The sequence below is a fragment of the Streptomyces sp. NPDC003327 genome (genome assembly GCF_053589515.1).
In genome coordinates, this window is record NZ_JBSFSA010000006.1 from 236,453 (window position 1) to 259,469 (window position 23,017).

Here is a 23,017-nt window from a genome sequence, read left to right on the forward strand (position 1 = left end):
CTACGGGCCGACGGCCGCCCAGAAGTGGTCATTGATCATTTCCAGGTAGGCGCGGCCCTCGTCGCCGGTCGCGCCCGACGCGCCCCAGCTGCTGGTCGCGGCCATCCGCGCGTGGTAGTCCGTGTGCAGCCGCTGGAGCGCGTTCTCCAGGACCCGCTTGGGCAGCGGCAGCATCTTCACCGCAGGCTTCACGTACGCCTGCCAGCGCGTGGTGGCGGCGTCCCGCAGCAGCTCCGCGAGCCGTTCGTCGCCGCCGGTCGCGGTGACCAGCGCGCGCGGGCCGAGGCCGAGGACCTCGGCGAGGGCGGCGGTCTGGCGCTCGGTGCCGCGCCAGCGGCCCTCGTCCTCCATCCGCTGGTACGCGTGCACGGCGACGCCGATCCGCCGTGCGAGCTCGTCGGCGGTGAGCCCCCGGGCCATGCGGTGCTCCCGCAGGGTCGTCGCGGCGGCGATGAGCTCGGCGGGGGAGCACCAGAGCACGCCCGCGAGGGCCGTGAGCTCCGGTTCGGTGGGGGCGAGGCGGCCGCGCTCCCAGGCGAACACCGTCTCGGGGGTGACGGCGAGGCCGTACTGGGCGCGCAGGCCGTACGCGACATGGTCGTGGCCCATGCCGAGGCCCTCGCGCAGGCGGCGGGCCGCCAGGGCGTTGAAGGGGGGTGAGGGTTGGTGCACCCGCCCACGGTAGGTGCGGAGGGTGACGGCTGGCTACGGTGCGTTCGTCCGACGTCCCGAGTCGTAGGAACGTGGGAACCGGCCGGTAATCGCTGGCCTCGATGGCCGGTACTCGACGGCCGGAAGCGCCGGGCCGGGAGCCCCCCGCGCCTCCTCGCGCGTCAGGGGCGCCCGCCCGCGCCCAGCCAGCGGTACTGGAGCTCCGGGCGGCCGATCTGCCCGTACTGCGGGGCCCGTCCGGCCAGGCCCTCCGTCACGAGATGCTCCAGATAGCGGCGGGCGGTGATGCGCGAGATCCCGACGGCCGCGCCCGCCTCCGCGGCGGTGAGGCCGGCCGCCGACTCGCGCAGGGTGCGGGTGACGGCCTCCAGGGTCGGGCCGCTCAGCCCCTTCGGCAGCACGGTGGGGTGCGGGGCCCGCAGCGTCGCGAGCGCCCGGTCCACCTCGTCCTGCCCCGACGCCTCGCCCGCCGCCGCCCGGAACTCGGCGTACCGGGTGAGCCGGTCCCGCAGGGTGGCGAAGGCGAAGGGCTTCAGGACGTACTGCACGACGCCGAGCGAGACGCCCTCGCGCACGACGGCCAGGTCGCGCGCGGACGTCACCGCGATCACGTCGGCGGAGTGCCCGGCGGCGCGCAGGGCCCGCAGCAGCTGGAGCCCGTGGCCGTCGGGCAGGTACAGGTCGAGCAGGATCAGATCGACCGGCGTGCGCTCCAGGACCCGCACCGCGGCGGCCCGTGAATGCGCGACCCCGACGACCTGGAAGCCCTCGACCCGCCCGGCGTACAGCGCGTGCGCGTCGGCGGCGACGGGGTCGTCCTCGACGACGAGCACCCGGAGGGGCCGCGCGGTCACGACACCACCTCCGTCCCCGGAGCCGCCCCCGGGACCCGCCCCGTCCCCGGAACCGTCGCAGGAGCCGCCCCCGGGACCCGCCCCGTCCCCGAAGCCGTCGCAGGAGCCGCCCCCGCTGGCGTCCCCGTCGCCGGGAGCGGCAGGCGGACCGTGAAGTCAGCGCCGCCCTCCGGCGCGTCCGTGACCGTCAGCGTGCCCGAGGCGCGGGTGACCGCCTGGTGGACCAGGGCGAGGCCGAGGCCCCGGCCGGGGCCGTGCGTGGACCAGCCGCGGGCGAGGGCCGCGGCGCGGTCCTCGGGGCGGACGCCGGGGCCGTTGTCGGCGACCCGGAGCAGCAGCTCCCCGTCGCCCGCGCGGGCGGTGACCGTGACCGTGACGCGGGCCTGCGGGGTGCCGCCCGCCGCCTCCACCGCGTTGTCGACGAGGTTGCCGAGGACGGTGACGAGGTCGCGGGGCGGCAGTGTCACCGGCAGCAGGCCGTCGTCGATGCGGCTCTCCTCGGTCAGCACCAGCTCGACGCCCCGCTCGTTGGCCTGTGCCGCCTTGCCGAGCAGCAGGGCCGCGAGGACGGGTTCGCCGACCGCGTCGACGACCCGGTCGGTGAGCGCCTGCGCGAGCTCCAGCTCCGCCGTCGCGAACTCCACCGCCTCCTCCACCCGCCCGAGTTCGATGAGCGAGACGACCGTGTGCAGCCGGTTCGCCGCCTCGTGGGCCTGCGAGCGCAGGGCCTCCGTGAAGCCCCGCTCGGAGTCCAACTCCCCGGACAGCGCCTGGAGTTCGGTGCGGTCCCGCAGAGTGACGACGGTGCCGCGGCGCTCCCCGCCCACCACCGGGCGGGTGTTGACGACCAGCACCCGCTCGTCGGTCAGGTGCGTCTCGTCCACCCGGGGCTCCGAGGAGAGCAGCGCGCCCGTCAGCGGCGCCGGCAGCCCGAGGTCGGCGGCCGACCGCCCGACGACGCCCTCGTCGAGCCCGAGCAGCTCCCGCGCGCCGTCGTTGATCAGCGCGATCCTGCGCCGCCCGTCGAGCATCACGAGCCCCTCCCGTACCGCGTGCAGCGCCGCCTCGTGGTAGTCGTGCATCCGGCTCAGCTGGGTGGCGTTCATCCCGTGCGTGTGCCGGCGCAGCCGCGCGTTGATCACGTACGTGCCGGCGCCGCCGAGCGCGAGCGCCGCGCCCGCCATGCCGAGCAGGGCGGTGACCTGCTCCCGTACCTGCTCGCTGATCTTCTCGATGGTGATGCCGGCGCTGACCAGGGCGACGACCCGGCCGCCGCCGTCGAAGACGGGCGCCACGGTCCGTACGGACGGGCCGAGTATCCCCAGGTGGGTCTCGGAGTACGTCCGGCCCGCCGCCGCCTCCTCGATGTGGCCGAGATACGTCCGTCCGATCTGCGCGGGCTCGGGGTGCGTCCAGCGCGTGCCGTCCGGGGCCATGATCACCACGAAGGCGACGCCCGCGTGCCGGCGCAGGGACTCGGCGTACGGCTGGAGGACCGCCGTCGGGTCGGCCGAGCGGGCCGCCGCAACGACGGACGGCGAGTCGGCGACGGCGGCGGCCGTCGCCGTGGCCTGGCGCCGCGCGGTCTCCTCGGCCTGGGTCCGGTCCGTGAGGTACGCGAAGACGGCGCATCCCGCCACGACGGCGGCCACGAGCACGACCTGCATCGCGAAGAGCTGGCCCGCCAGACTGCGGGGGCGGGGGAGGGGGAAGCGCATGCGCATGCCGGTAAGTGTGCACGTGGGAACGGACGGAGCGGCACGGCGTTCCCGAATCGTTCCCTCGGCCCGGGCACCCGCGTCGTTTCGGCCATGAACGAAACGTACGCAACCGTGACCCGGGTCACAGGCTGGTGGATAGTCGCGGAGGTCCACCGGGACGTGGACACCCACCAGCACGAGGAGGACCCCGTGGCCGCACGACGGGACCGTACCCACTATCTGTATCTGGCCGTCATCGCCGCCGTACTGCTCGGCATCGCGGTCGGCCTCCTGGCGCCGGGCGTCGCCGTCGAGCTCAAGCCGCTGGGCACCGGCTTCGTCAACCTGATCAAGATGATGATCTCGCCGATCATCTTCTGCACGATCGTGCTCGGCGTCGGGTCCGTACGGAAGGCCGCGAAGGTCGGTGCCGTCGGCGGTCTCGCCCTCGGCTACTTCCTCGTGATGTCCACCGTCGCACTCGCGATCGGTCTCGTCGTCGGCAACCTCCTGGAGCCCGGCTCCGGTCTCGACCTCACGAAGGAGGTCGCCGAGGCCGGTGCCCAGCAGGCCGAGGGCGCCAGTGAGTCCACCGCGGACTTCCTGCTCGGGATCATCCCGACGACCCTCGTCTCCGCCTTCACCGAGGGCGAGGTCCTCCAGACCCTGCTCGTGGCGCTGCTGGCCGGATTCGCCCTCCAGGCGATGGGCGCGGCCGGGGAGCCGGTGCTGCGCGGCATCGGGCACATCCAGCGGCTCGTCTTCCGCATCCTCGGGATGATCATGTGGATCGCGCCGGTCGGCGCCTTCGGCGCGATCGCCGCCGTCGTCGGCGCGACCGGCGCCGCCGCCCTGAAGTCGCTCGCCGTCATCATGATCGGCTTCTACCTCACCTGCGCGCTCTTCGTCTTCGTCGTCCTCGGCGCGCTCCTGCGCCTGGTCGCCGGGATCGGCATCTGGTCCCTCCTGAAGTACCTCGGCCGCGAGTTCCTGCTGATCCTGTCGACCTCGTCCTCCGAGTCCGCGCTGCCCCGCCTCATCGCCAAGATGGAGCACCTCGGCGTCAGCAAGCCGGTCGTCGGCATCACGGTACCGACCGGCTACTCCTTCAACCTCGACGGCACCGCGATCTACCTCACGATGGCCTCGCTGTTCGTCGCCGAGGCGATGGGCGACCCGCTCTCGGTGGCCGAGCAGATCTCCCTCCTCGTCTTCATGATCATCGCCTCCAAGGGCGCGGCGGGCGTCACCGGCGCCGGGCTCGCCACCCTCGCCGGCGGCCTTCAGTCGCACCGGCCCGAGCTCGTCGAGGGCGTCGGCCTGATCGTCGGCATCGACCGCTTCATGAGCGAGGCCCGCGCCCTCACCAACTTCGCGGGCAACGCCGTCGCCACGGTCCTCGTCGGCACCTGGACGAAGGAGATCGACAAGGAGCGGGTGGCGGAGGTCCTCGCCGGCCGGGCCCCGTTCGACGAGAAGACCCTCGTCGACGACCACGCCCCCGACGCACCGCTCCCGGACCAGCGAGCCGAGGACGGCGAGGAGCGCGCCCGCGCCGGCGTCTGACCCGCGGGAAAGCTTCCCCGAAAGACGGGACGAAGCCCTCTCGGAGGGGAAGACCCTCCGAGAGGAAACCCTTCGGGGTCGTACGGCCCCGTCCTCCGCCTCCCGGGCCTTGAGCCGGATCCGGGCCGCAGGGGACGGGGCACCTCGCACCCCCACCCCGTGTACCCCGGACCGCCCTCCGCATCCCGGACCGCGCTCTCGCATCCCGGCGCGCACCCCCGGGCCGCGCGCGCCCCCCGGCGTCCGCTACCGCATCAGCGCCCCGCCCCCCACCGTCTCGGCGACCGCCCGCGCGAGCCAGTCACGGGAGTGGCCGAAGGAGTAACCGAGCTCGGTGGCGCGGGAGTTGTCCATGCCGTACGAGCGGGCGAAGGCGAACGGCGACACCTCGCCGACCTCGACCTCCCGGAACACCGTGCGGCCGCCGACCTGCCGCTCGATCTCGGCGCAGAGGTCGGCGGTGGTGAGCGGGCCGTGGGAGTGCGCGTTGACCGGACCGGTGAACTCCGCCTCCGCCGCCCAGGCCAGGAACGCGGCGATCTCCTCCACGTACACATAGGTCGCCGGACGGTTCACCGGCGGTACGGCGATGGGCTCGCCCGCCCGGATGCGGCGCGCGTAGTGGTCGATCCGGCCCGTGAAGTCGTCGGCCCCGCCCAGCACGTGCGCCACCCGCACGGACACCCAGGCGAACGGCGACCCGGCCGCCGCGAAGACCGCCTCGGCCTGCCGCTTGCCCTCTCCGTAGTGCGCCTCCCCGAACTCCGGGTCCTCCCACGGCAGGGCGGTGTCGACGACGACCGTGCGCAGGTCGAGGGCGTCCTCCGCGACCGGCGCGGCCGAGTCCTCGTGCTCGTACACCTCCACCGTCGAGGTCATCACATAGCGCCGGGTCCGCCCCGCGAAGACCCGCCGCGCGATCTCCGCCTGGCGCGGGGTGTAACAGACCTGGTCGACGACGACGTCGAAGGAGCGGCCCGCGAGCGCCGCGGTCAGGGCGGTCTCGTCGTCGCGGTCGGCGACGATCCGCTCCACGCCCTCCGGGGTGCCCGAGGAGCCCCGGTTGAGCACGGTGACGCGGTGCCCCGCCGCGCGCAGCAGCGCGATCAGCCGCTTCCCGAAATAGCGGTTCCCGCCGATGATCAGCATGTCCATGGCTCAAGTGTGATGATGTCGAGCCGCTGTCTGAAGGGGGAAACATGGGAGCTCGGGCCGGAGTGCCGAAGGAACCGCGGTCACCGCGCGCCGCCGCCGTCGAAACGTCGGTGGGCGCCCTCGACCCCGTCGACCGGCGGATCCTCGACCTGCTCCAGACCGACGGCCGCATCAAGCTGAGCGAGCTCGGCCGCCGCGTCCGGCTCAGCCCGGCCGCCGTCACCGAACGGGTCCGCCGCCTGGAGGCGAGTGGCGTCATCACCGGGTACGGCGCGCAGGTGGCCCCCGCCCGGCTCGGCTACGGCGTCCAGGCCTTCGTCCGGGTCGACCCGCACGGCGGCTACACCCTCCGGCACCCGCGCACCCGGGAACTCACCGCACGCCCCGAGATCCGGGAGGCGCACCACGTGGTCGGCGAGGACTGCTGGATGCTCAAGGTGGCGGTGACCGACACCGTCCACCTGGAGGAGCTGCTCGCGCTGATCTCCGTGTTCGGCCGGACGACGACGTCGGTCGTGCTCTCCTCGCCCGTCGAGCGCAAGCCCCTGCTGCCGCCCGGAGACCCGACCGCGTCCCCGCTCCCCTTGCCCTGACGTCGGCGTCAGGGCCTACGGTCGGGGACATGCGCATCGGAGAGCTGGCCGAGCGGGCCGGGACCACCCCGCGGACCCTGCGGTACTACGAGTCCCGGGGGCTCCTGACCGCCCGGCGCACGGAACAGGGGCACCGCACGTACGACGAGGACGACCTGCGGCTCCTCCGGCAGATACGGACCCTGCAGCGCTTCGGGTTCGAGCTGGAGGAGACCCGGCCGTTCGTCGAGTGCCTGCGCGCCGGGCACCCGGCGGGGGACTCCTGCCCCGCGTCGATCGCCGTCTACCGCCGCAAGCTCGCGGAGCTGGACGGCCTGATCGACCAGCTGCGGACGGTACGCGCCCAGGTGGGCGCCCAGCTCCTGCGGGCCGAGGCCGAACTGCCGCGCGGCCCGGAGCCCCGGTGCGAGCTCGGCACGGAGACGGACGACGAAGCGATCGGAAGGGGACGGGCATGACGACGCACACGGAGGGCCGCGTGGCCGAGGTCACGGACGCGGACTTCGGCACGGAGGTGCTGGCGGCCGAACTGCCGGTGCTGGTGAAGTTCACGGCCGAGTGGTGCGGCCCCTGCCGGCAGCTGACGCCGGTCCTCGCCGCGATCGCCGCCGAGGAGGCGGGCCGGCTGCGGATCGTCGAGATCGACGTCGACCGCAACCCGGAGACCACCCTGAGGTACGGGGTGCTCGCGACCCCGACCCTGCTGGTCTTCCGGGCGGGCGAACCGGTGACGTCGATCGTCGGAGCCCGGCCCAGGCGTCGCCTCCTGGCGGACCTGGAGGACGCCCTCCGCCGCTGAGGCCGCGACCGCGCCGCGCGGCGATTTCGCGCACCAAAAAGCCCCGGATGCGAGAATTGACATCCGGGGCTCTGTATCGCGTATATTGATGAATTCGTGTCTGCGCAGAAATGAAGACACAAAGAAGTTCAATACACGCACTGTATCGCGCTGGGAGTCGAATTGTCAACCGAGCCATTCCGGGAAGAGCAGGAATTCCTCACGTCGCTCTACGCGCGGCTCGACGACCTGAGGGACGAGGCCGAGGCGGGCGTCGCGAGGGCCCTCGCCACGCCCGGCACCGGCAGCGCCCAGTCGCGGCTCGAACGGGACGTCATGGTGGCCGAGCAGTCCGGACTGCTCGCCGCCTTCAACGCCGGGGAGACCGGACTCTGCTTCGGCCGGCTCGTCTTCCGGGACGGACGCGACCACCACATCGGGCGCATCGGCATCCGCGAGGACGACCCGAACCGCACCCCCCTCGTCGTCGACTGGCGCGCCGAGATCGCCCGGCCCTTCTACCTCGCCACCGGCCACGAGCCGATGGGCCTCACCCGCAGGCGGCACATCACCACCCGGGGCCGCGAGGTCGTCTCGCTCCACGACGAGGTCCTCGACCTCGCCGACGCCACCCGCACCGGCCACGAGAACCGGGACGCCGACGAGGTGCTGCTCGCCGCGCTCGACGCGGCCCGCACCGGCCGCATGCACGACATCGTGCAGACCATCCAGGCCGAGCAGGACGCCATCATCCGCTCCCCGCACCGCGGCGTCCTCGTCGTCGAGGGCGGCCCCGGCACCGGCAAGACCGCCGTCGCCCTGCACCGCGCCGCCTACCTCCTCTACGCCCACCGCGAGCAGCTCGCCCGGCGCGCCGTCCTCATCGTCGGCCCCAACCCCGCCTTCCTCGGCTACATCGGCAACGTCCTGCCCTCCCTCGGCGAGACCGGCGTCCTCCTCGCCACCCCCACCGAGCTCTACCCCGGCGTCCGCGCCACCGGCACCGACACCCCCCGCGCCGCCGCCGTCAAGGGCGACGCCGCCATGGCCGAGGCGCTCGCGAAGGCCGTACGGGACCGCCAGCAGGTGCCCGAGCGCGGCGAGCCGCTGATCGTCCCGCACGAGGACGGCGACCTCGTCATCGACTGGGACATGGCCCTCGAAGCCCGCCACAAGGCGCGCGAGACCGGCCTCCCGCACAACCTCGCCCGCCCCACCTTCGTCTTCCGCATCCTGGACGCGCTCGCCGAGCAGCTCGCCGACCGCATCGGCGCCGACCCCTACGGCGGCCCCAACTTCCTCGGCCCCGACGACCTCGCCCTCCTCGCCAAGGGCGTCGCCGCCAACCCCGACGTGCACGCCGCCGTCGAGACGCTCTGGCCGGATCTCACCCCCGAGGACTTCCTCGCCGACTACCTCGCCGACCCCACCCACCTCCCCGAGGAGGACCTCGCGGCGATCCGGCGCACCGGCGGCGACTGGACCCCCGCCGACGTGCCGCTCCTCGACGAGGCCGCCGAACTCCTCGGCCGCGACGACTCCGCCGCCCGCGCCGCCCAGGAGGCCGAGCGCCAGCGGCAGATCCAGTACGCCCAGGGCGTCCTCGACGTCTCCTTCGCCTCCCGCACGTACGAGTTCGAGGACAAGGAGGAGCAGGACAAGGACGCCTCCGAGGTCCTCTCGGCGCACGACATCATCGACGCCGAGCGGTTCGCCGAGCGGCACGAGGAGGCCGACCACCGCACCGCAGCGGAGCGGGCCGCCGCCGACCGCACCTGGGCCTTCGGGCACATCATCGTCGACGAGGCCCAGGAGCTGTCCGCGATGACCTGGCGGCTCCTCATGCGCCGCAGCCCCACGCGCTCCATGACCCTCGTCGGCGACCCCGCCCAGACAGGCGACCCGGCCGGCGTCGGCTCCTGGCAGGACATCCTCGCCCCGTACGTGGAGGACCGCTGGCAGCTCGTCCGGCTGGGGGTCAACTACCGCACGCCCGCCGAGATCATGGCCGTCGCCGCCGAGGTGCGCCGCGAGGCGGACCCCGGCTTCGAACCCCCGAGCTCGGTCCGCTCCACCGGCGTCGAGCCCTGGGACCGCACCGTCGACGACCCGGTGAAGGAGGCCGCCGACGCGGTCGCCGCCGAGCGGGCCTCCGGACCGGCCGCCGAGGGCCGGCTCGCCGTGATCGCCCCGCCCGAGCTGCACCCCGGACTGGTCGAAGCCCTCCCCGACGCCGCGCACGGCCCGAAGCCCGACCTCACCCGGCCCGTCGTCCTCCTCGACCCCCGCCAGGCCAAGGGACTCGAATTCGACACGGTCCTCGTCGTCGACCCCGACGGCATCCGGGACGGCGCCACGCACGGCATCAACGACCTGTACGTGGCGCTCACCCGGGCCACCCAGCGCCTGGGCGTGATCAGGCGGGCCTGAGCCACACCGTCGCCAGCGGCGGCAGCGTCATCCGCAGGCTGGCGGAGCGGCCGTGCCACGGCACCGACTCGGTCTTCACCGGGTCGGTGCCGACCACGTCCGAGCCGCCGTACCGGGCCGCGTCCGTGTTCAGGACCTCCGACCACGCCGCGAACGTGTCCGGCACCCCGATCCGGTAGTCGTGCCGGACCACCGGCGAGAAGTTGCAGACCGCGAGCAGCGGCGAACCGAAGCCGTCGTAGCGGAGGAACGCGAAGACGTTGTCGTCGGCCGCGTCGCCGACCGCCCACTCGAAGCCCTCCGGGACGGTGTCCCGCTCCCAGAGCGCGGGCGTCGCCGCGTACACCGTGTTGAGATCGCGCACCAGGTCCCGCACGCCCCGGTGGTCGGCCTCCGCCCCGTACGCCGGGTCCAGCAGCCACCAGTCCGGCCCGTGGTCCGCCGACCACTCGCCGCCCTGCGCGAACTCCTGCCCCATGTAGAGCAGCTGCTTGCCGGGGTGGGCCCACATGAAGCCCAGGTAGGCGCGGTGGTTCGCCCGCTGCTGCCACCAGTCGCCCGGCATCTTCGACACCAGCGACCGCTTGCCGTGCACCACCTCGTCGTGCGAGATCGGCAGGATGTAGTTCTCGCTGTACGCGTACACCATCGAGAAGGTCATCTCGTGGTGGTGGTACTTGCGGTGGACCGGCTCCTTCTGCACGTACTGCAGGGAGTCGTGCATCCAGCCCATGTTCCACTTCATCCCGAAGCCGAGCCCGCCGAACCCGCCCGGCCCCACCTGGTCCGTCGCCCGCGTCACCCCGTCCCAGGCCGTGGACTCCTCGGCGAACGTCACGATCCCCGGGCAGCGCCGGTACACGGTCGCGTTCATCTCCTGCAGGAACGCCACCGCGTCCAGGTTCTCCCGGCCGCCGTGCTCGTTCGGCACCCACTCGCCGTGCTCCCGCGAGTAGTCCAGGTAGAGCATCGACGCCACCGCGTCCACCCGCAGGCCGTCGATGTGGAACTCCTGGCACCAGTAGACCGCGTTGGCCACCAGGAAGTTCCGCACCTCCTTGCGCCCGTAGTCGAACTCCAGGGTCCCCCAGTCGGGGTGGTGCGAACGGCGCGGGTCCTCGTGCTCGTACAGCGGACGCCCGTCGAACTCGGCGAGCGCCCAGTCGTCCTTCGGGAAGTGCGCGGGCACCCAGTCCATCAGCACCCCGATGCCCGCCCGGTGCAGCGCGTCCACCAGGTGCTTGAAGTCGTCCGGCGTCCCCATCCGGGCCGTCGGCGCGTAGAAGCCGGTCACCTGGTAGCCCCACGAGCCGCCGAAGGGGTGCTCGGTGACCGGCATGAACTCCACGTGCGTGAACCCGAGGTCGCGGACGTACGCCGGCAGCTGCTCGGCCAGCTGCCGGTAGGTCAGGCCCGGCCGCCAGGACGGCAGGTGGACCTCGTACACCGACAGCGGCGACTCGTGGTGCGGCCGCGCCCCGCGCCGCGCCATCCACTCCGCGTCGTCCCAGGCGTAGTGCGACTCCGTGACGATCGACGCCGTGTTCGGCGGGCACTCCGTGCGGCGCGCCATCGGGTCCGCGCGGAGCGTGTGGGAGCCGTCCGGGCGCGTGATGTCGTACTTGTAGACGGCGCCCTCGCCGATCCCCGGCACGAACAGCTCCCACACGCCCGAGGAGCCCAGCGAGCGCATCGGCAGACCCGTGCCGTCCCAGCAGGTGAAGTCACCCGTGACCCGCACCCCGCGCGCGTTCGGCGCCCAGACCGCGAACCGCGTGCCCGTCACGCCCTCGTGCGTCATGATCCGCGAGCCGAGCGCGGTCCACAGCTCTTCGTGCCGGCCCTCGCCGATCAGGTGCAGGTCCAGCTCGCCGAGCGAGGGCAGGAAGCGGTACGGGTCGTGGACGGCCAGCTCGTCCCCGTCGTACCGCACCCGCAGTTCGTACGCGGGCACCTTGCGCAGCAGCGGCAGGAACCCGGAGAACAGGCCGTCGCCGTCGTCCTGGAGCTGCACCCGGCGGCCCTTCGCCAGGACGGAGACCTCCCGCGCCCACGGGCGCAGCACCCGCACCACCACCCCGCCGCGCACCGGGTGCGCGCCGAGCAGCGCGTGCGGATCGTGGTGCTCCCCGGCGAGCAGCCGCGCCCGGTCGCCGGGATCGAGCGGGGGCGCCGTGCGGGGCGACTTGCCGGCCGTCTTGCGTGCGGGTCGGGCGGTCACGGGGTGGCCTCCTGGAGGGCGGGGAAAGGGTTTACGTGTACGGAACGGGCCGGTACGGCGAGCGGTGACTCGGCCGAACGGGCCCCGTGCGGATCACCGCAGGCAGGACGGGCGCGACCGCCCGCACCGCCTCCCCCGATCGGCCCACCGGCCCCCGCCGGGGGCGTCGGCGCGCGGCGCGGGCGGCGGGGCCGGGGGAGCGGCCGGGGGCGGGTCACGGGGTGGCGAGTCGGTGGATGGCGGCGAGGGGGACGGGGAGCCAGTCCGGGCGGTGCCGTGCCTCGTACACGACCTCGTAGACCGCCTTGTCCGTCTCATACGCCCGCAGCAGGGCGGGGTCCTCGCGCGGGTCGGCTCCGGAGGCCTCGGCGTAACCGGAGCAGTACGCGTCCCGGCAGCGGCCCGCCCACTCGGCGTTCCACGGCCGGTGGGTGCGGGCCGCGTAGTCGAAGGAGCGGAGCATGCCGGCCACGTCCCGCACGGTCGGCTGCGGCCGCCGCCGCTCGTCGAGCGGCTTCGCGGGCTCGCCCTCGAAGTCGATGACGGCCCACGCGCCGTCCGAGCCCCGCAGGGTCTGCCCGAGGTGCAGGTCGCCGTGGATGCGCTGGAGGGCGCCCGCGCCGGGGGCACCGCTCGCCGCGGCGAAGACGGCCCGCAGACCGGGGACGTACGGCAGCAGCGCGGGCACGGCCTGGGCGGCGGCGTGGAGCCGCCGGTCCATCGCGGAGGCGAGGTGCTCGGTCTCGGCGCGCCGGAGGCGTTCGGTGGGGAGGGCGTCGGCGAGGGCGAGGTGGACCTCGGCGGTGGCCCGGCCGAGGGCGTGCGCCTCGTCGGTGAACTCCCGGCCCTCGGCGAGGGCGTCGAGGGCGAGCCGCCAGCCGTCCCGTGAGTCGCGCAGATAGGGCTGGAGGACGCCGAGGGTGGCGGCGCCCGACTCGAACCAGGCGACCGGGGCGGGCACCCGGGCGCATCCGGCGCGGCCGAGGGCGAGCGGCAGCTCCAGGTCGGGGTTGGCGCCGGGGCTGACCCGGCGGAAGATCTTCAGGATGTACGAGTCGCCGTACACGAGCGAGGAGTTGGACTGCTCGGCGTCGAGCACGCGCGGGGCGAGCCCGCCGGGCAGGGCGGTCGTGGCGTGGAAGCGCAGGGGTCCGGTCCGGCCGGGGGTGCGGAGGCGTTCGTAGAGGAGTCCGGCGAGCCGCGGGTCGCGCAGCCCGTCGTAGACGGCGCGTCCGGCCAGCGGGCCCTGCCGGATGCGGCCGATGAGGGCGGGGGCGAGCCGGGGCGGGAGCTGGGTCCTCAGGCCCAGGAGGACCTGGTAGCAGTCGGTGGGCGTGCCGGCCGGGCGGCCGGGTTGTTCGACCCGTACGAGCAGGTGGAGGAGGCCGGGCCCGGCGCCGTCGAGCGGCAGGAGCTCGGTGGCCGCGTCCAGGGTGAATCCGGTGACCCGGCGGCCCTTGCCCGCGAACCAGCGCTGCCGGGGCAGCCAGTCGTGGAGCAGGGGGGCGAGGGACGGCAGGAGGGCGTCCGTGGCCCGGGTGGTGGATGCGGTCTCCGGCATGGCATCGCGTCCTTTCCCCGGGGCGCGCAGATGTGCGTCGTATGCGTTCAAATGCGCAGATTGTCCCGGATTGCAGCGGGGGCTGTCCGGAAGTGCGGGACGTGTCGGAAAGGGAAGATCCGTATGGATGGACCCGAATCGTGTGGGGACACAGTTCCCGGGGTGGGGCGGGGGAAACCGCCCCACCCCGGGACGTTCGTCAACCGGCCATGAATCAGCTCTTGTTGAGACGGAACCAGTAGAACCCGTGACCCGCAAGGGTCAGGAGGTAGGGCAGCTCGCCGATGGCCGGGAACTTCACCCCGCCGATCAACTCCACGGGACGGGTGCCCGCGAAGCGCCGCAGGTTCAGTTCGGTCGGCTGAGCGAACCGCGAGAAGTTGTGCACGCACAGCACGAGGTCGGCGTCCAATCCCTCCTCGGGGGGAGCCTCGCGGAGGAAGGCCAGCACCGCCGGGTTGGACGCCGGGAGTTCCGTGTACGTCCCCGTGCCGAAGGCGCGGTTCTGCTTACGGATCTCGATCATCCGCTTCGTCCAGTGCAGCAGCGAGGACGGCGACGCCATCCCGGCCTCCACGTTGGTCACCTGGTAGCCGTGGACCGGGTCCATGATGGCCGGAAGGTAGAGCCGCCCGGGGTCGCAGGAGGAGAAGCCGGCGTTCCGGTCGGGCGTCCACTGCATCGGGGTCCGCACCCCGTCGCGGTCGCCGAGCCAGATGTTGTCGCCCATGCCGATCTCGTCGCCGTAGTACAGCACCGGCGAGCCCGGAAGCGAGAAGAGCAGGGCGGTGAACAGCTCCATCTGCTTGCGGTCGTTGTCGAGGAGCGGGGCGAGTCGCCGCCGGATGCCGATGTTGGCCCGCATCCGCGGGTCCTTGGCGTACTCGGCGTACATGTAGTCGCGCTCTTCGTCCGTGACCATCTCGAGCGTGAGCTCGTCGTGGTTGCGCAGGAAGATGCCCCACTGGCAGCCGGAGGGGATCTCCGGGGTCTTCGCCAGGATCTCCGAGACCGGGTGGCGCGACTCGCGCCGCACGGCCATGAAGATCCGCGGCATCACCGGGAAGTGGAAGGCCATGTGGCACTCGTCGCCGCCCGAGCGGAAGTCGCCGAAGTAGTCGACGACGTCCTCCGGCCACTGGTTGGCCTCGGCGAGCAGCACCGTGTCCGGGTAGTGGTCGTCGATCTCCTTGCGGACCCGCTTCAGGAAGGCGTGGGTCGCGGGCAGGTTCTCGCAGTTGGTGCCCTCCTGCTGGTACAGGTACGGCACCGCGTCGAGCCGGAACCCGTCGATCCCCAGGTCGAGCCAGAACTTCAGCGCGGAGAGGATCTCCTCCTGCACCGCCGGGTTCTCGTAGTTGAGGTCCGGCTGGTGCGAGAAGAACCGGTGCCAGTAGTACTGCTTGCGGACCGGGTCGAAGGTCCAGTTGGAGGTCTCCGTGTCGACGAAGATGATCCGCGCGTCCGCGTACTGCTTGTCGTCGTCCGCCCAGACGTAGTAGTCGCCGTACGGGCCCTCCGGATCGCGGCGGGACTCCTGGAACCACATGTGCTGGTCGCTCGTGTGGTTCATGACGAAGTCGATGATCACGCGCATCCCGCGCTGGTGGGCCGCGTCGACGAACTCGACGAAGTCCGCCAGGTCCCCGAACTCGGGCAGCACGGAGGTGTAGTCGGCGACGTCGTACCCCCCGTCCCGCAGCGGCGACTTGAAGAACGGCGGAAGCCAGAGGCAGTCGACGCCCAGCCACTGGAGGTAGTCGAGCCGGGACGTGATGCCCTTGAGGTCGCCGACGCCGTCGCCGTTGCTGTCCTGGAAGGACCGGACGAGGACCTCGTAGAAGACGGCCCGCTTGAACCAGTCGGGATCACGGTCCTTGGCTGGGGTGTCCTCGAAGGTGTCGGGGACGGGCTCGTTGACAGTCATGATGTGGGTGACCCTCCGGTCTGCGGGGACGGTCGCAGGACGAGGACGTGCGCGGGTGTGACACCCGGCTCGAGACGCACGTAGCTGGCCCTGCCCCAGTGATAGGTCTCGCCGGTGAGCTCGTCGCGCACCGGCACGGTCTCGTGCCAGTCGAGGCCGAGTTCCGGCATGTTCAACGACACCGTCGCCTCCTGGGTGTGGTGCGGGTCGAGGTTGACGACCACCAGAACGGTGTTCGAACCCGAGCGCTTGGAGTACGCGATCACCTGCGGGTTGTCGGTGTCGTGGAAGGTCAGGTTCCGCAGCCTGCGCAGCGCCGGGTGACGGCGCCTGATCCGGTTGAGGGCCGTGATCAGCGGAGTGATCGTCGCGCCCGCGCGCTCCGCCGATTCCCAGTCACGGGGCCGGAGTTGGTACTTCTCCGAGTCCAGGTACTCCTCGCTGCCGTCCCGCAGCGGGGTGTTCTCGCACAGCTCGTACCCGGCGTACACGCCCCAGGTCGGCGAGAGCGTCGCCGCGAGCACCGCCCGCACCTCGAAGGCCGGCCGGCCGCCCTCCTGGAGATAGGCGTGCAGGATGTCCGGGGTGTTCACGAAGAAGTTGGGCCGCATCTGCGCCGCGACGTCGCCCGACAGCTCCGTCAGGTACTCCGTCAGCTCGTCCTTCGTGGTGCGCCAGGTGAAGTACGTGTACGACTGCTGGAAGCCGATCGCGCCGAGCGTCCGCATCATGGCCGGCCGGGTGAACGCCTCCGCCAGGAAGATCACGTCCGGATCGGCCCGGTTGATCTCCCCGATCACCCGCTCCCAGAACACCACCGGCTTGGTGTGCGGGTTGTCCACGCGGAAGATCCGCACACCGTGGTCCATCCAGTGCCGCAGCACCCGCACGGTCTCCGCGACGATCCCGTCCATGTCCTGGTCGAAGGCGATCGGGTAGATGTCCTGGTACTTCTTCGGCGGGTTCTCGGCGTAGGCGATCGAGCCGTCCGGCCGGTGGTGGAACCACTCGGGGTGCTTCTCCACCCACGGGTGGTCGGGCGAGCACTGGAGCGCGAAGTCGAGCGCGATCTCCAGGCGCAGCTCCCGGGCCCGCGCCACGAAGGCGTCGAAGTCCTCGATCGTGCCCAGGTCCGGGTGGACGGCGTCGTGCCCGCCCTCCGGCGAGCCGATCGCCCACGGCACGCCCACGTCGTTCGGCCCGGCCGACAGCGCGTTGTTCGGGCCCTTGCGGTGCGTCTCGCCGATCGGGTGGATCGGCGGCAGGTAGACCACGTCGAAGCCCATCGCCGCCACCGCGGGGAGCCGCTCGGCCGCCGTGCGGAAGGTCCCCTGGACCGTACGGCCCTTCACCGTCCGCACGCCCTCCGAGCGCGGGAAGAACTCGTACCAGGAGCCGAACAGCGCCCGTTCCCGCTCCACCCGCAGCGGCAACGCGGGCGAGGAGGACAGCAGTTCGCGCAGCGGGTACCGGTCGAGGGTCTCGACCACGCGCGGCGCCAGCGCGGCCGCGAGGCGCACGGCGGCCGGCCGCGAGCCGTCGCGCAGCGCGTCCGCCGCCGCGAGGACGGCCTCCCGGCCGCCGCCCTTCTTCGGGACGCCCTTCGCGGCCCGCTCGTGCAGGCCGGCCCCCTCGGCGAGGACCAGTTCGGAGTCGATCCCGGCCGGGATCTTGATCTTCGCCGTGTGGCGCCAGGTCGCCACCGGGTCGCTCCACGCCTCGACGGTGTACGTCCACAGGCCCTCGGCGTTCGGGGTCACCTCGGCGCCCCACCGGTCGGTGCCGGGGGCCAGCTCGCGCATCGGGGTCCACGGGCCGGGGCGGCCCGACGGGCCGCGGAGCACGACGTTGGCGGCGACGGCGTCGTGGCCCTCGCGGAAGACGGTCGCCGTCACCTCGAAGGTCTCGCCCGCCACGGCTTTGGCGGGGCGCCGGCCACAGTCGACCAGCGGGCGTACGTCCAGTACGGGAATGCGTCCCATGAGCGGATTCACAGCATCACCTGACGGGTTACGGGGGTGCGGGTGGTGGTGCGCTCTTTCTAGCTCCGACGACGGCCGGCGGGTTGCGGGCATGGCCGCTCCTGTCCGCGTTCACTCGGATGGCGGGTCCACAGGGATGAAAGGGGTTACGGGAAGGACGGGTTCGGGGGAGGGACGGGGGTGTACCGGAGGAGCCTTCCCACCGATTTCGGGTGGGCAATCCGGCGCTTTGTTAACTACTAGGGCGTAGCCGTGCCGACAAGCGCCCCGTCCGGACGAGAAACGGCCGGAACCCGCGGGGCGCCGGCCGCACGCGACGACGGGCCCCGTCCGGAGGGACGGGGCCCGTGGGGCCGGTGAGGCGATGGGGACGAAGAGGCCCGTGCGGCGAAGGGGGCGGGGAGGGGGTGAGCAGGGATGGAGCAGGGCGCGCGGGCGAGGAGGGGCCGGGTCAGAAGCGGGGCGAGGGGTCCTGCTCCTCCGCCGCGTCCGACCAGACGTGCCAGGGCCGGGCCGCCGCCCACTCCTCCACCGGCGGCGGATCGAGCGCCAGCACCTCCGCCGACACCCCGCCGTCGTCCGCCATCAGCTCCGGATCGGCGCCGCTCGCCGCGTAGTGGTAGATCCCCGCCACCCCGGCCGCCGCGTCCGCGCCGAGCAGCTGCGCCAGACCGCGCTCGAAAACGACCGGATCCAGCTCCCGGTAGCGCACCGGCCTGCCGAGCGCCCGCCCGAGCGCGCGCGCCAGCTCCCGGCCGGTCAGCGCGCGGGCCCCGCCGATGTCGAAGGTCCGCCCGTCCACGCCCTCGCGGGTGAGCGCGGCGAGCGCCGCGTGCGCCAGGTCCCGGTGCGAGAGCCAGGCCGTGCGCGCCGACTCGGGCAGCGGATAGGCGAGCACGCCCTCGTCGACCAGGCCGGGGCCGTTCCACGGCGAGAAGAGGTTGTCCAGGTAGACGGGCGGCCTGAGCACCACCAGCGGCACCCCGCTCTCGCGCAGCACCCGCTCCGCGAGCCGCCGGGTCTCGAAGGCCGGCACCCCGGTCGGGGCGCCCGGTATCCGGGTGTTGCTGTTGAACACCAGGCGCCGGGTGCCCGCCGCGAGGGCCGCCGCGGCCACGTTCCGCGCGTACGCCTCCACCCGCTCCGGGTCGTACTCCAGCGGCAGTGTGACAAACCCGTGCGTCGTCCCGTCGAAGAGTTCCCGCACCGCCTCCGGGTCCGCGAGGTCGCCCCGTACGAAGACCGCCGCCGGCAGCGACGGCCGGTCGGCGGCGGGCCGCCTGGTCAGCCCCCGTACGCGGTGGTCCCGCTCGGTGAGGAGCCGCGCCACCGCACCACCCTGGAAACCGGTCGCTCCCACGACCGCCACCCGCATCGGACTCTGACTGGACATGTCTCTCGAAGGCCCTTCGATAGGCTGCTGTCTCTGCTGCCGGGTCGGCTCCCACCAGCCTCGCCGCGGCGGCTTCGGCAGATCAATTAACAAACCGGGGCGGAAGTTGAAGGATCGTCCATGGCAACCGTGGGAACCGACCGTCACGACCAGCGCGAGGAGCTGCTGAGCGAACTGCTCCGACCGCTCCGGCTGACCGGGGTCTTCGACAGCCGCTGGCACCTCCGCGCCCCCTGGTCCATCGAGGGCGTCGTCGAGCGCGGCCGCGCCGTCCTCCACTACGTCGTCGAGGGCGGCTGCTGGATCACCGCCGACGGCGAGAAGCCCGTCGAACTCCGCACCGGGGACGTGGCCGTCTTCCCCACCGGCACCGCCCACCGGCTCTCCGACCGGCCCGACCGCGCGGGCCTCCCCCTCACCGCCCACCTCCCGGTGCGCAGGCCCGGCACCTCCGGCGAGATCGTCGTCGACGGCCCGGGACCCGTCTGCCGGCTGCTCTGCGCCGGACTCCACTTCGACCCCGGCGCCGCCGGCGGCCTCTACTCCTCCCTGCCGTGGGCGCTCGTCCTCGACCGGCCCCGGGTCGAACGCGAACCGCTGCTCCGCGACACCCTGCGGCTCCTCGCCACCCCCGACCGGCCCGCGGGCCCCGGCGACCGGCTCGTCACCCTGCGCGCTTTCGAGATGGCCCTCGTCCTCGCCCTCTGCCCGCTGCTGCGCTCGCTCGCCGACAACCCGGCCTCCCTGCCGCTGCTGCGGCACCCCGGCATCAGCCGGGCGGTGGTGACCATGGCGACCCGCTACGCCGAGCCGTGGACGATCGACGGCCTCGCCCGCGAGGTCGGCATGAGCCGGTCCGCCTTCACCGCCGCCTTCCGGGCGCTCGTCGGCGAGTCACCCGCCCGCCACCTCACCGCCCGCCGCATGCAGGAGGCGCGCCGGCTCCTGACCGAGACGACCCTCCCGCAGTCGGCCCTCCCCGCCCGCGTCGGCTACCAGAGCGCCGTCGGCTTCCACCTGGCCTTCCGCAAGTGGTTCGGAGTGACCCCGGGCGAGTACCGCGCGGGCGACACACCCGAGACCTGACCCCGGGGCGGGTACCCCGCGGGCGCCCCGCCCGACCCCGCTCCCGCCCGCCCGACGCCCCGCCCGACCGACCCCGCTCCCGCCCGACCGACCCCGCTCCCGCCCGCCCGACGGAGCCCCGCGCCCCCGGCGCGCCCCGCCCCCGCGGGTGCGCCGGCCCCGTGCGCCGTGGCGCGCGACGGGGGCGACCGCCTAGCGTCGGTGCGGCACGCCGGACGCACAGCGTGGTGCGTCCGCTCCGCTCCGTACTCGCCTGCGAAGGTGGACACGTGAAGGCAATCCGTCGATTCACCGTCCGTCCCGTCCTCCCCGACACCCTTCGACCCCTCGCCGACCTCGCGCACAACCTGCGCTGGTCCTGGCACGAACCCACCCGCGCCCTCTTCGCCTCCCTCGCCCCCGAGGGGCTCGCGGGCGCCGATCCCTTCCGCGTGCTCGGCTCGCTCGACGCGACCCGCCTCGCCGCGCTCGCCGCCGACCAGGAGTTCCTGGACCGGCTCCGGGTGGCGGCCGACGACCTCGACGCGTATCTGCGGGCCCCCCGCTGGTACCAGCAGCAGTCCGAGCGTGCCGCCGAACTCCCGGCGGGGATCGCCTACTTCTCGCCGGAGTTCGGAGTCGCCGCGGCCCTCCCGCAGTACTCGGGCGGCCTCGGCATCCTCGCCGGCGACCACCTGAAGTCCGCGAGCGACCTCGGCGTCCCCCTCATCGGCGTCGGGCTGCTCTACCGCCACGGCTACTTCCGGCAGTCCCTCGGCCGGGACGGCTGGCAGCAGGAGCAGTATCCGGTCCTCGACCCCGGCGAGCTGCCGGTCACCCTGCTCCGCGAGGCCGACGGCACCGCCGCCCGGATCACGCTCGCCCTGACCGGCGGCCGCAGCCTCCACGCCCAGCTGTGGATCGCCCGGGTCGGCCGCGTGCCGCTGCTCATGCTCGACTCGGACGTCGAGGAGAACGCACCCGGCGAGCGGAGCGTCACCGACCGGCTGTACGGCGGCGGCAGCGAGCACCGGCTGCTCCAGGAGATGCTGCTCGGCATCGGCGGCGTCCGCGCCGTCCGTACGTACACCCGGCTCACCGGCGCCCCCGACCCCGAGGTCTTCCACACCAACGAGGGCCACGCCGGCTTCCTCGGCCTCGAACGCGTCCGCGAACTCCAGGGCAGGGGCCTCGACTTCGACACCGCCCTGGAGACGGTCCGGGCGGGCACCGTGTTCACCACCCACACCCCCGTCGCCGCGGGCATCGACCGCTTCGACCGGAGCCTCGTCGCCCGCCACCTCGGCGAGGACGGCGCGCTGCCGGGCGTCGACCTCGGCCGGATCCTCGCCCTCGGCGACGAGACCCCGCTCGGCGGCGAGCCCGGCGTCTTCAACATGGCCGCGATGGGGCTGCGCCTCGCCCGGCGCGCCAACGGCGTCTCCACCCTCCACGGGGCCGTGAGCCGCGCCATGTTCGCCGGGCTCTGGCCGGGCTTCGACGCCGCGGAGGTGCCGATCACCTCCGTCACCAACGGCGTGCACGCCCCCACCTGGGTCGCCCCCGAGGTCGCCCGGCTCGACGCCGACGCCGACGACCGCAGCCTGTGGGAGCTGCGCCGCACCCTGCGCGAACGGCTCGTCGCCGACGTACGCGTACGGCTGCGGGCCTCCTGGCGGCAGCGCGGGGCCACCGACGCCGAGCTGGGCTGGACCGACTCCGTCCTCGACCCCGACGTCCTCACCATCGGCTTCGCCCGCCGCGTCCCCTCGTACAAGCGGCTCACCCTGATGCTGCGCGACAAGGACCGGCTGCGGGCGCTGCTGCTCCACCCCGAGCGGCCCGTGCAGCTCGTCGTCGCGGGCAAGGCGCACCCGGCGGACGACGGCGGGAAGCGGCTCGTGCAGGAGCTGGTGCGCTTCGCCGACGACCCGCGGGTCCGGCACCGGATCGTCTTCCTGCCCGACTACGGCATGGAGATGGCCCGCGGCCTCTACCCGGGCTGCGACGTCTGGCTCAACAACCCGCTGCGCCCCCTGGAGGCCTGTGGCACCAGCGGGATGAAGGCCGCCCTCAACGGCTGCCTCAACCTGTCGGTCCTTGACGGCTGGTGGGACGAGTGGTTCGAGCCCGAGTTCGGCTGGGCGATCCCCACCGCCGACGGGTCGGCCGCCGCCGACGAGGACCGCAGGGACGACCTGGAGGCCGCGGCGCTCTACGAGCTGATCGAGCGCCGGGTCGCCCCCCGCTTCTACGACCGGGGCGCCGACGGGGTGCCGGCCGGCTGGACGGCGATGGTCCGCCGCACCCTGTCGCACCTGGGACCGAAGGTGCTCGCCGACCGGATGGTGCGGGAGTACGTGGAGCGGCTCTACGTCCCCGCCGCCGCGGCGCACCGCAGCCTGACCCCGGAGCGGGCGCGGGAGCTCGCGGAGTGGAAGGCGCGGGTGCGGGCGGCCTGGCCGCGGGTGGCCGTGGACCACGTGGAGATCGGCGACGACCTGGCGGGCACCGACGCCGAGCTCGGCGCCACGCCCGGCGTCCGGGTCCGGGTCTCGCTCGGCGGGCTGAGCCCCGACGACGTGGAGGTGCAGGCGGTGACCGGCCGGGTGGACGCCGACGACACGCTCGCCGACACCCGCACGGCCACCCTGAAGCCCGCGGGCGGTCCCGACCTGGAGGGCCGCCTGCCGTACGCGGGGACCCTGGAGCTGGACCGCACGGGCCCCTTCGGCTGCACGGTCCGGGTGCTTCCCGCGCATCCGCTCCAGGCCCACCCGGCCGAACTCGGTCTGGTGGCCCTGCCGGAGGAGCCGCCGGGGGAAGGGGCGGGGGTGCTGCTGCGCTGACCGGTCCGGGCCGTGAGCCCGCCCGCCACCGGCCGGCAGCACCCTGATCGTGTCCGCATCCCCGTGCGTGCCGGACGCGCGGACGCCCGGAGGGAAGGTTCCCTCCGGGCGTCCGCCTGCTGTCCTCCCGGGTTACGGGAAGGTCAGCTTGAAGCTGTTGATGTAGCCGGTGTCGACCGAGGCCCGGTCCTGGACGCGGAGCTTCCAGGCACCGTTGGCGACCTCCGAGGAGGCGTTCACGGTGTAGGTCTGGGCGATGTTGTCCGCGCTG

17 protein-coding genes are annotated in these 23,017 nt (G+C 73.5%); 7 read left to right on the forward strand and 10 right to left on the reverse strand.

Annotation, left to right across the window (positions count from 1 at the left end):
* From ACWDVG_RS08405 to ACWDVG_RS08415, 3 genes are all read right to left on the reverse strand, one after another.
* Complete coding sequence (locus tag ACWDVG_RS08405) at positions 1 to 609, reverse strand: helix-turn-helix domain-containing protein (protein WP_451697425.1); 609 nt, start codon at positions 607 to 609, stop codon at positions 1 to 3.
* A 224-nt stretch (positions 610 to 833) separates the two neighbouring features.
* Positions 834 to 1,526 (reverse strand): response regulator, encoded by a 693-nt coding sequence (locus ACWDVG_RS08410; protein ID WP_451697383.1) that lies wholly within the window; start codon positions 1,524 to 1,526, stop codon positions 834 to 836.
* The gene (locus ACWDVG_RS08415; protein WP_451697427.1) at positions 1,523 to 3,244 is read right to left on the reverse strand and encodes a sensor histidine kinase; all 1,722 of its coding nucleotides are present in this window, start codon (positions 3,242 to 3,244) and stop codon (positions 1,523 to 1,525) included. The genes ACWDVG_RS08410 and ACWDVG_RS08415 overlap by 4 nt, the downstream gene beginning before the upstream one ends.
* Positions 3,245 to 3,436: 192 nt before the next feature.
* Here ACWDVG_RS08415 and ACWDVG_RS08420 point away from each other — a divergent pair, with 192 nt between their 5' ends.
* A complete protein-coding gene (locus ACWDVG_RS08420; RefSeq protein ID WP_451697429.1) occupies positions 3,437 to 4,792 on the forward strand; it encodes a cation:dicarboxylate symporter family transporter in 1,356 nt (451 codons plus the stop codon).
* Positions 4,793 to 5,038: 246 nt separating this feature from the next.
* Here ACWDVG_RS08420 and ACWDVG_RS08425 read toward each other — a convergent pair whose 3' ends face one another.
* Entirely contained in the window at positions 5,039 to 5,947 is a 909-nt protein-coding gene (locus tag ACWDVG_RS08425; protein WP_451697385.1) for an NAD-dependent epimerase/dehydratase family protein, read from the reverse strand.
* Positions 5,948 to 5,991: 44 nt separating this feature from the next.
* Between ACWDVG_RS08425 and ACWDVG_RS08430 the strand changes: the two genes are divergently transcribed.
* The 4 genes from ACWDVG_RS08430 to ACWDVG_RS08445 all read left to right on the forward strand — a co-directional run bounded on the left by ACWDVG_RS08430 (position 5,992) and on the right by ACWDVG_RS08445 (position 9,748).
* Positions 5,992 to 6,540 (forward strand): Lrp/AsnC family transcriptional regulator, encoded by a 549-nt coding sequence (locus ACWDVG_RS08430; protein ID WP_451697387.1) that lies wholly within the window; start codon positions 5,992 to 5,994, stop codon positions 6,538 to 6,540.
* 29 nt (positions 6,541 to 6,569) lie between these two features.
* Positions 6,570 to 6,998 (forward strand): MerR family transcriptional regulator, encoded by a 429-nt coding sequence (locus ACWDVG_RS08435; protein WP_451697389.1) that lies wholly within the window; start codon positions 6,570 to 6,572, stop codon positions 6,996 to 6,998.
* The gene (locus ACWDVG_RS08440) at positions 6,995 to 7,339 is read left to right on the forward strand and encodes a thioredoxin family protein (protein ID WP_451697391.1); all 345 of its coding nucleotides are present in this window, start codon (positions 6,995 to 6,997) and stop codon (positions 7,337 to 7,339) included. The genes ACWDVG_RS08435 and ACWDVG_RS08440 overlap by 4 nt, the downstream gene beginning before the upstream one ends.
* A 162-nt stretch (positions 7,340 to 7,501) precedes the next feature.
* Complete coding sequence (locus tag ACWDVG_RS08445) at positions 7,502 to 9,748, forward strand: HelD family protein (RefSeq protein WP_451697393.1); 2,247 nt, start codon at positions 7,502 to 7,504, stop codon at positions 9,746 to 9,748.
* Here the strand turns inward: ACWDVG_RS08445 and glgB are convergent.
* The 5 genes from glgB to ACWDVG_RS08470 form a co-directional block, all read right to left on the reverse strand.
* A complete protein-coding gene (gene glgB / locus ACWDVG_RS08450; RefSeq protein ID WP_451697394.1) occupies positions 9,735 to 11,969 on the reverse strand; it encodes a 1,4-alpha-glucan branching enzyme in 2,235 nt (744 codons plus the stop codon). The two genes, ACWDVG_RS08445 and glgB, sit on opposite strands and share 14 nt — an antisense overlap.
* Before the next feature lie 214 nt (positions 11,970 to 12,183).
* Positions 12,184 to 13,530: a maltokinase N-terminal cap-like domain-containing protein gene (locus tag ACWDVG_RS08455; RefSeq protein ID WP_451697396.1), complete on the reverse strand. Its 1,347-nt coding sequence runs from the start codon at positions 13,528 to 13,530 to the stop codon at positions 12,184 to 12,186.
* Positions 13,531 to 13,744: 214 nt separating this feature from the next.
* Entirely contained in the window at positions 13,745 to 15,457 is a 1,713-nt protein-coding gene (gene treS, locus ACWDVG_RS08460; RefSeq protein WP_451697398.1) for a maltose alpha-D-glucosyltransferase, read from the reverse strand.
* Positions 15,454 to 17,439, reverse strand: a complete 1,986-nt coding sequence (locus ACWDVG_RS08465) for an alpha-1,4-glucan--maltose-1-phosphate maltosyltransferase (protein WP_451697400.1) — start codon at positions 17,437 to 17,439, stop codon at positions 15,454 to 15,456. The genes treS and ACWDVG_RS08465 overlap by 4 nt, the downstream gene beginning before the upstream one ends.
* Before the next feature lie 451 nt (positions 17,440 to 17,890).
* Entirely contained in the window at positions 17,891 to 18,832 is a 942-nt protein-coding gene (locus ACWDVG_RS08470) for an SDR family oxidoreductase (RefSeq protein ID WP_451697402.1), read from the reverse strand.
* A 120-nt stretch (positions 18,833 to 18,952) separates the two neighbouring features.
* On the opposite strand from ACWDVG_RS08470, the gene ACWDVG_RS08475 reads away from it, so the two are divergent.
* On the forward strand, positions 18,953 to 19,918 hold the full coding sequence (locus ACWDVG_RS08475; protein ID WP_451697404.1) for an AraC family transcriptional regulator: 966 nt from the start codon (positions 18,953 to 18,955) through the stop codon (positions 19,916 to 19,918).
* Positions 19,919 to 20,187: 269 nt separating this feature from the next.
* Positions 20,188 to 22,746, forward strand: coding sequence for an alpha-glucan family phosphorylase (glgP, locus tag ACWDVG_RS08480; protein WP_451697406.1), 2,559 nt, complete (start codon positions 20,188 to 20,190; stop codon positions 22,744 to 22,746).
* Positions 22,747 to 22,878: 132 nt separating this feature from the next.
* On the opposite strand, the gene ACWDVG_RS08485 is transcribed toward glgP, so the two are convergent.
* On the reverse strand, positions 22,879 to 23,017 hold a 139-nt coding region (locus ACWDVG_RS08485; protein ID WP_451697431.1), incomplete at its 5' end, for a proprotein convertase P-domain-containing protein.

Bases quoted from the DNA above. Each gene is read 5' to 3' on its own strand.
- ACWDVG_RS08415 (WP_451697427.1), bottom strand. From the start codon at position 3,244: ATGCGCTTCCCCCTCCCCCGCCCCCGCAGTCTGGCGGGCCAGCTCTTC.
- ACWDVG_RS08440 (WP_451697391.1), top strand. From the start codon at position 6,995: ATGACGACGCACACGGAGGGCCGCGTGGCCGAGGTCACGGACGCGGAC.
- ACWDVG_RS08425 (WP_451697385.1), bottom strand. From the start codon at position 5,947: ATGGACATGCTGATCATCGGCGGGAACCGCTATTTCGGGAAGCGGCTG.
- ACWDVG_RS08455 (WP_451697396.1), bottom strand. From the start codon at position 13,530: ATGCCGGAGACCGCATCCACCACCCGGGCCACGGACGCCCTCCTGCCG.
- ACWDVG_RS08430 (WP_451697387.1), top strand. From the start codon at position 5,992: ATGGGAGCTCGGGCCGGAGTGCCGAAGGAACCGCGGTCACCGCGCGCC.
- treS (WP_451697398.1), bottom strand. From the start codon at position 15,457: ATGACTGTCAACGAGCCCGTCCCCGACACCTTCGAGGACACCCCAGCC.
- ACWDVG_RS08435 (WP_451697389.1), top strand. From the start codon at position 6,570: ATGCGCATCGGAGAGCTGGCCGAGCGGGCCGGGACCACCCCGCGGACC.
- ACWDVG_RS08405 (WP_451697425.1), bottom strand. From the start codon at position 609: ATGGGCCACGACCATGTCGCGTACGGCCTGCGCGCCCAGTACGGCCTC.
- ACWDVG_RS08475 (WP_451697404.1), top strand. From the start codon at position 18,953: ATGGCAACCGTGGGAACCGACCGTCACGACCAGCGCGAGGAGCTGCTG.
- ACWDVG_RS08465 (WP_451697400.1), bottom strand. From the start codon at position 17,439: ATGGGACGCATTCCCGTACTGGACGTACGCCCGCTGGTCGACTGTGGC.
- ACWDVG_RS08470 (WP_451697402.1), bottom strand. From the start codon at position 18,832: ATGTCCAGTCAGAGTCCGATGCGGGTGGCGGTCGTGGGAGCGACCGGT.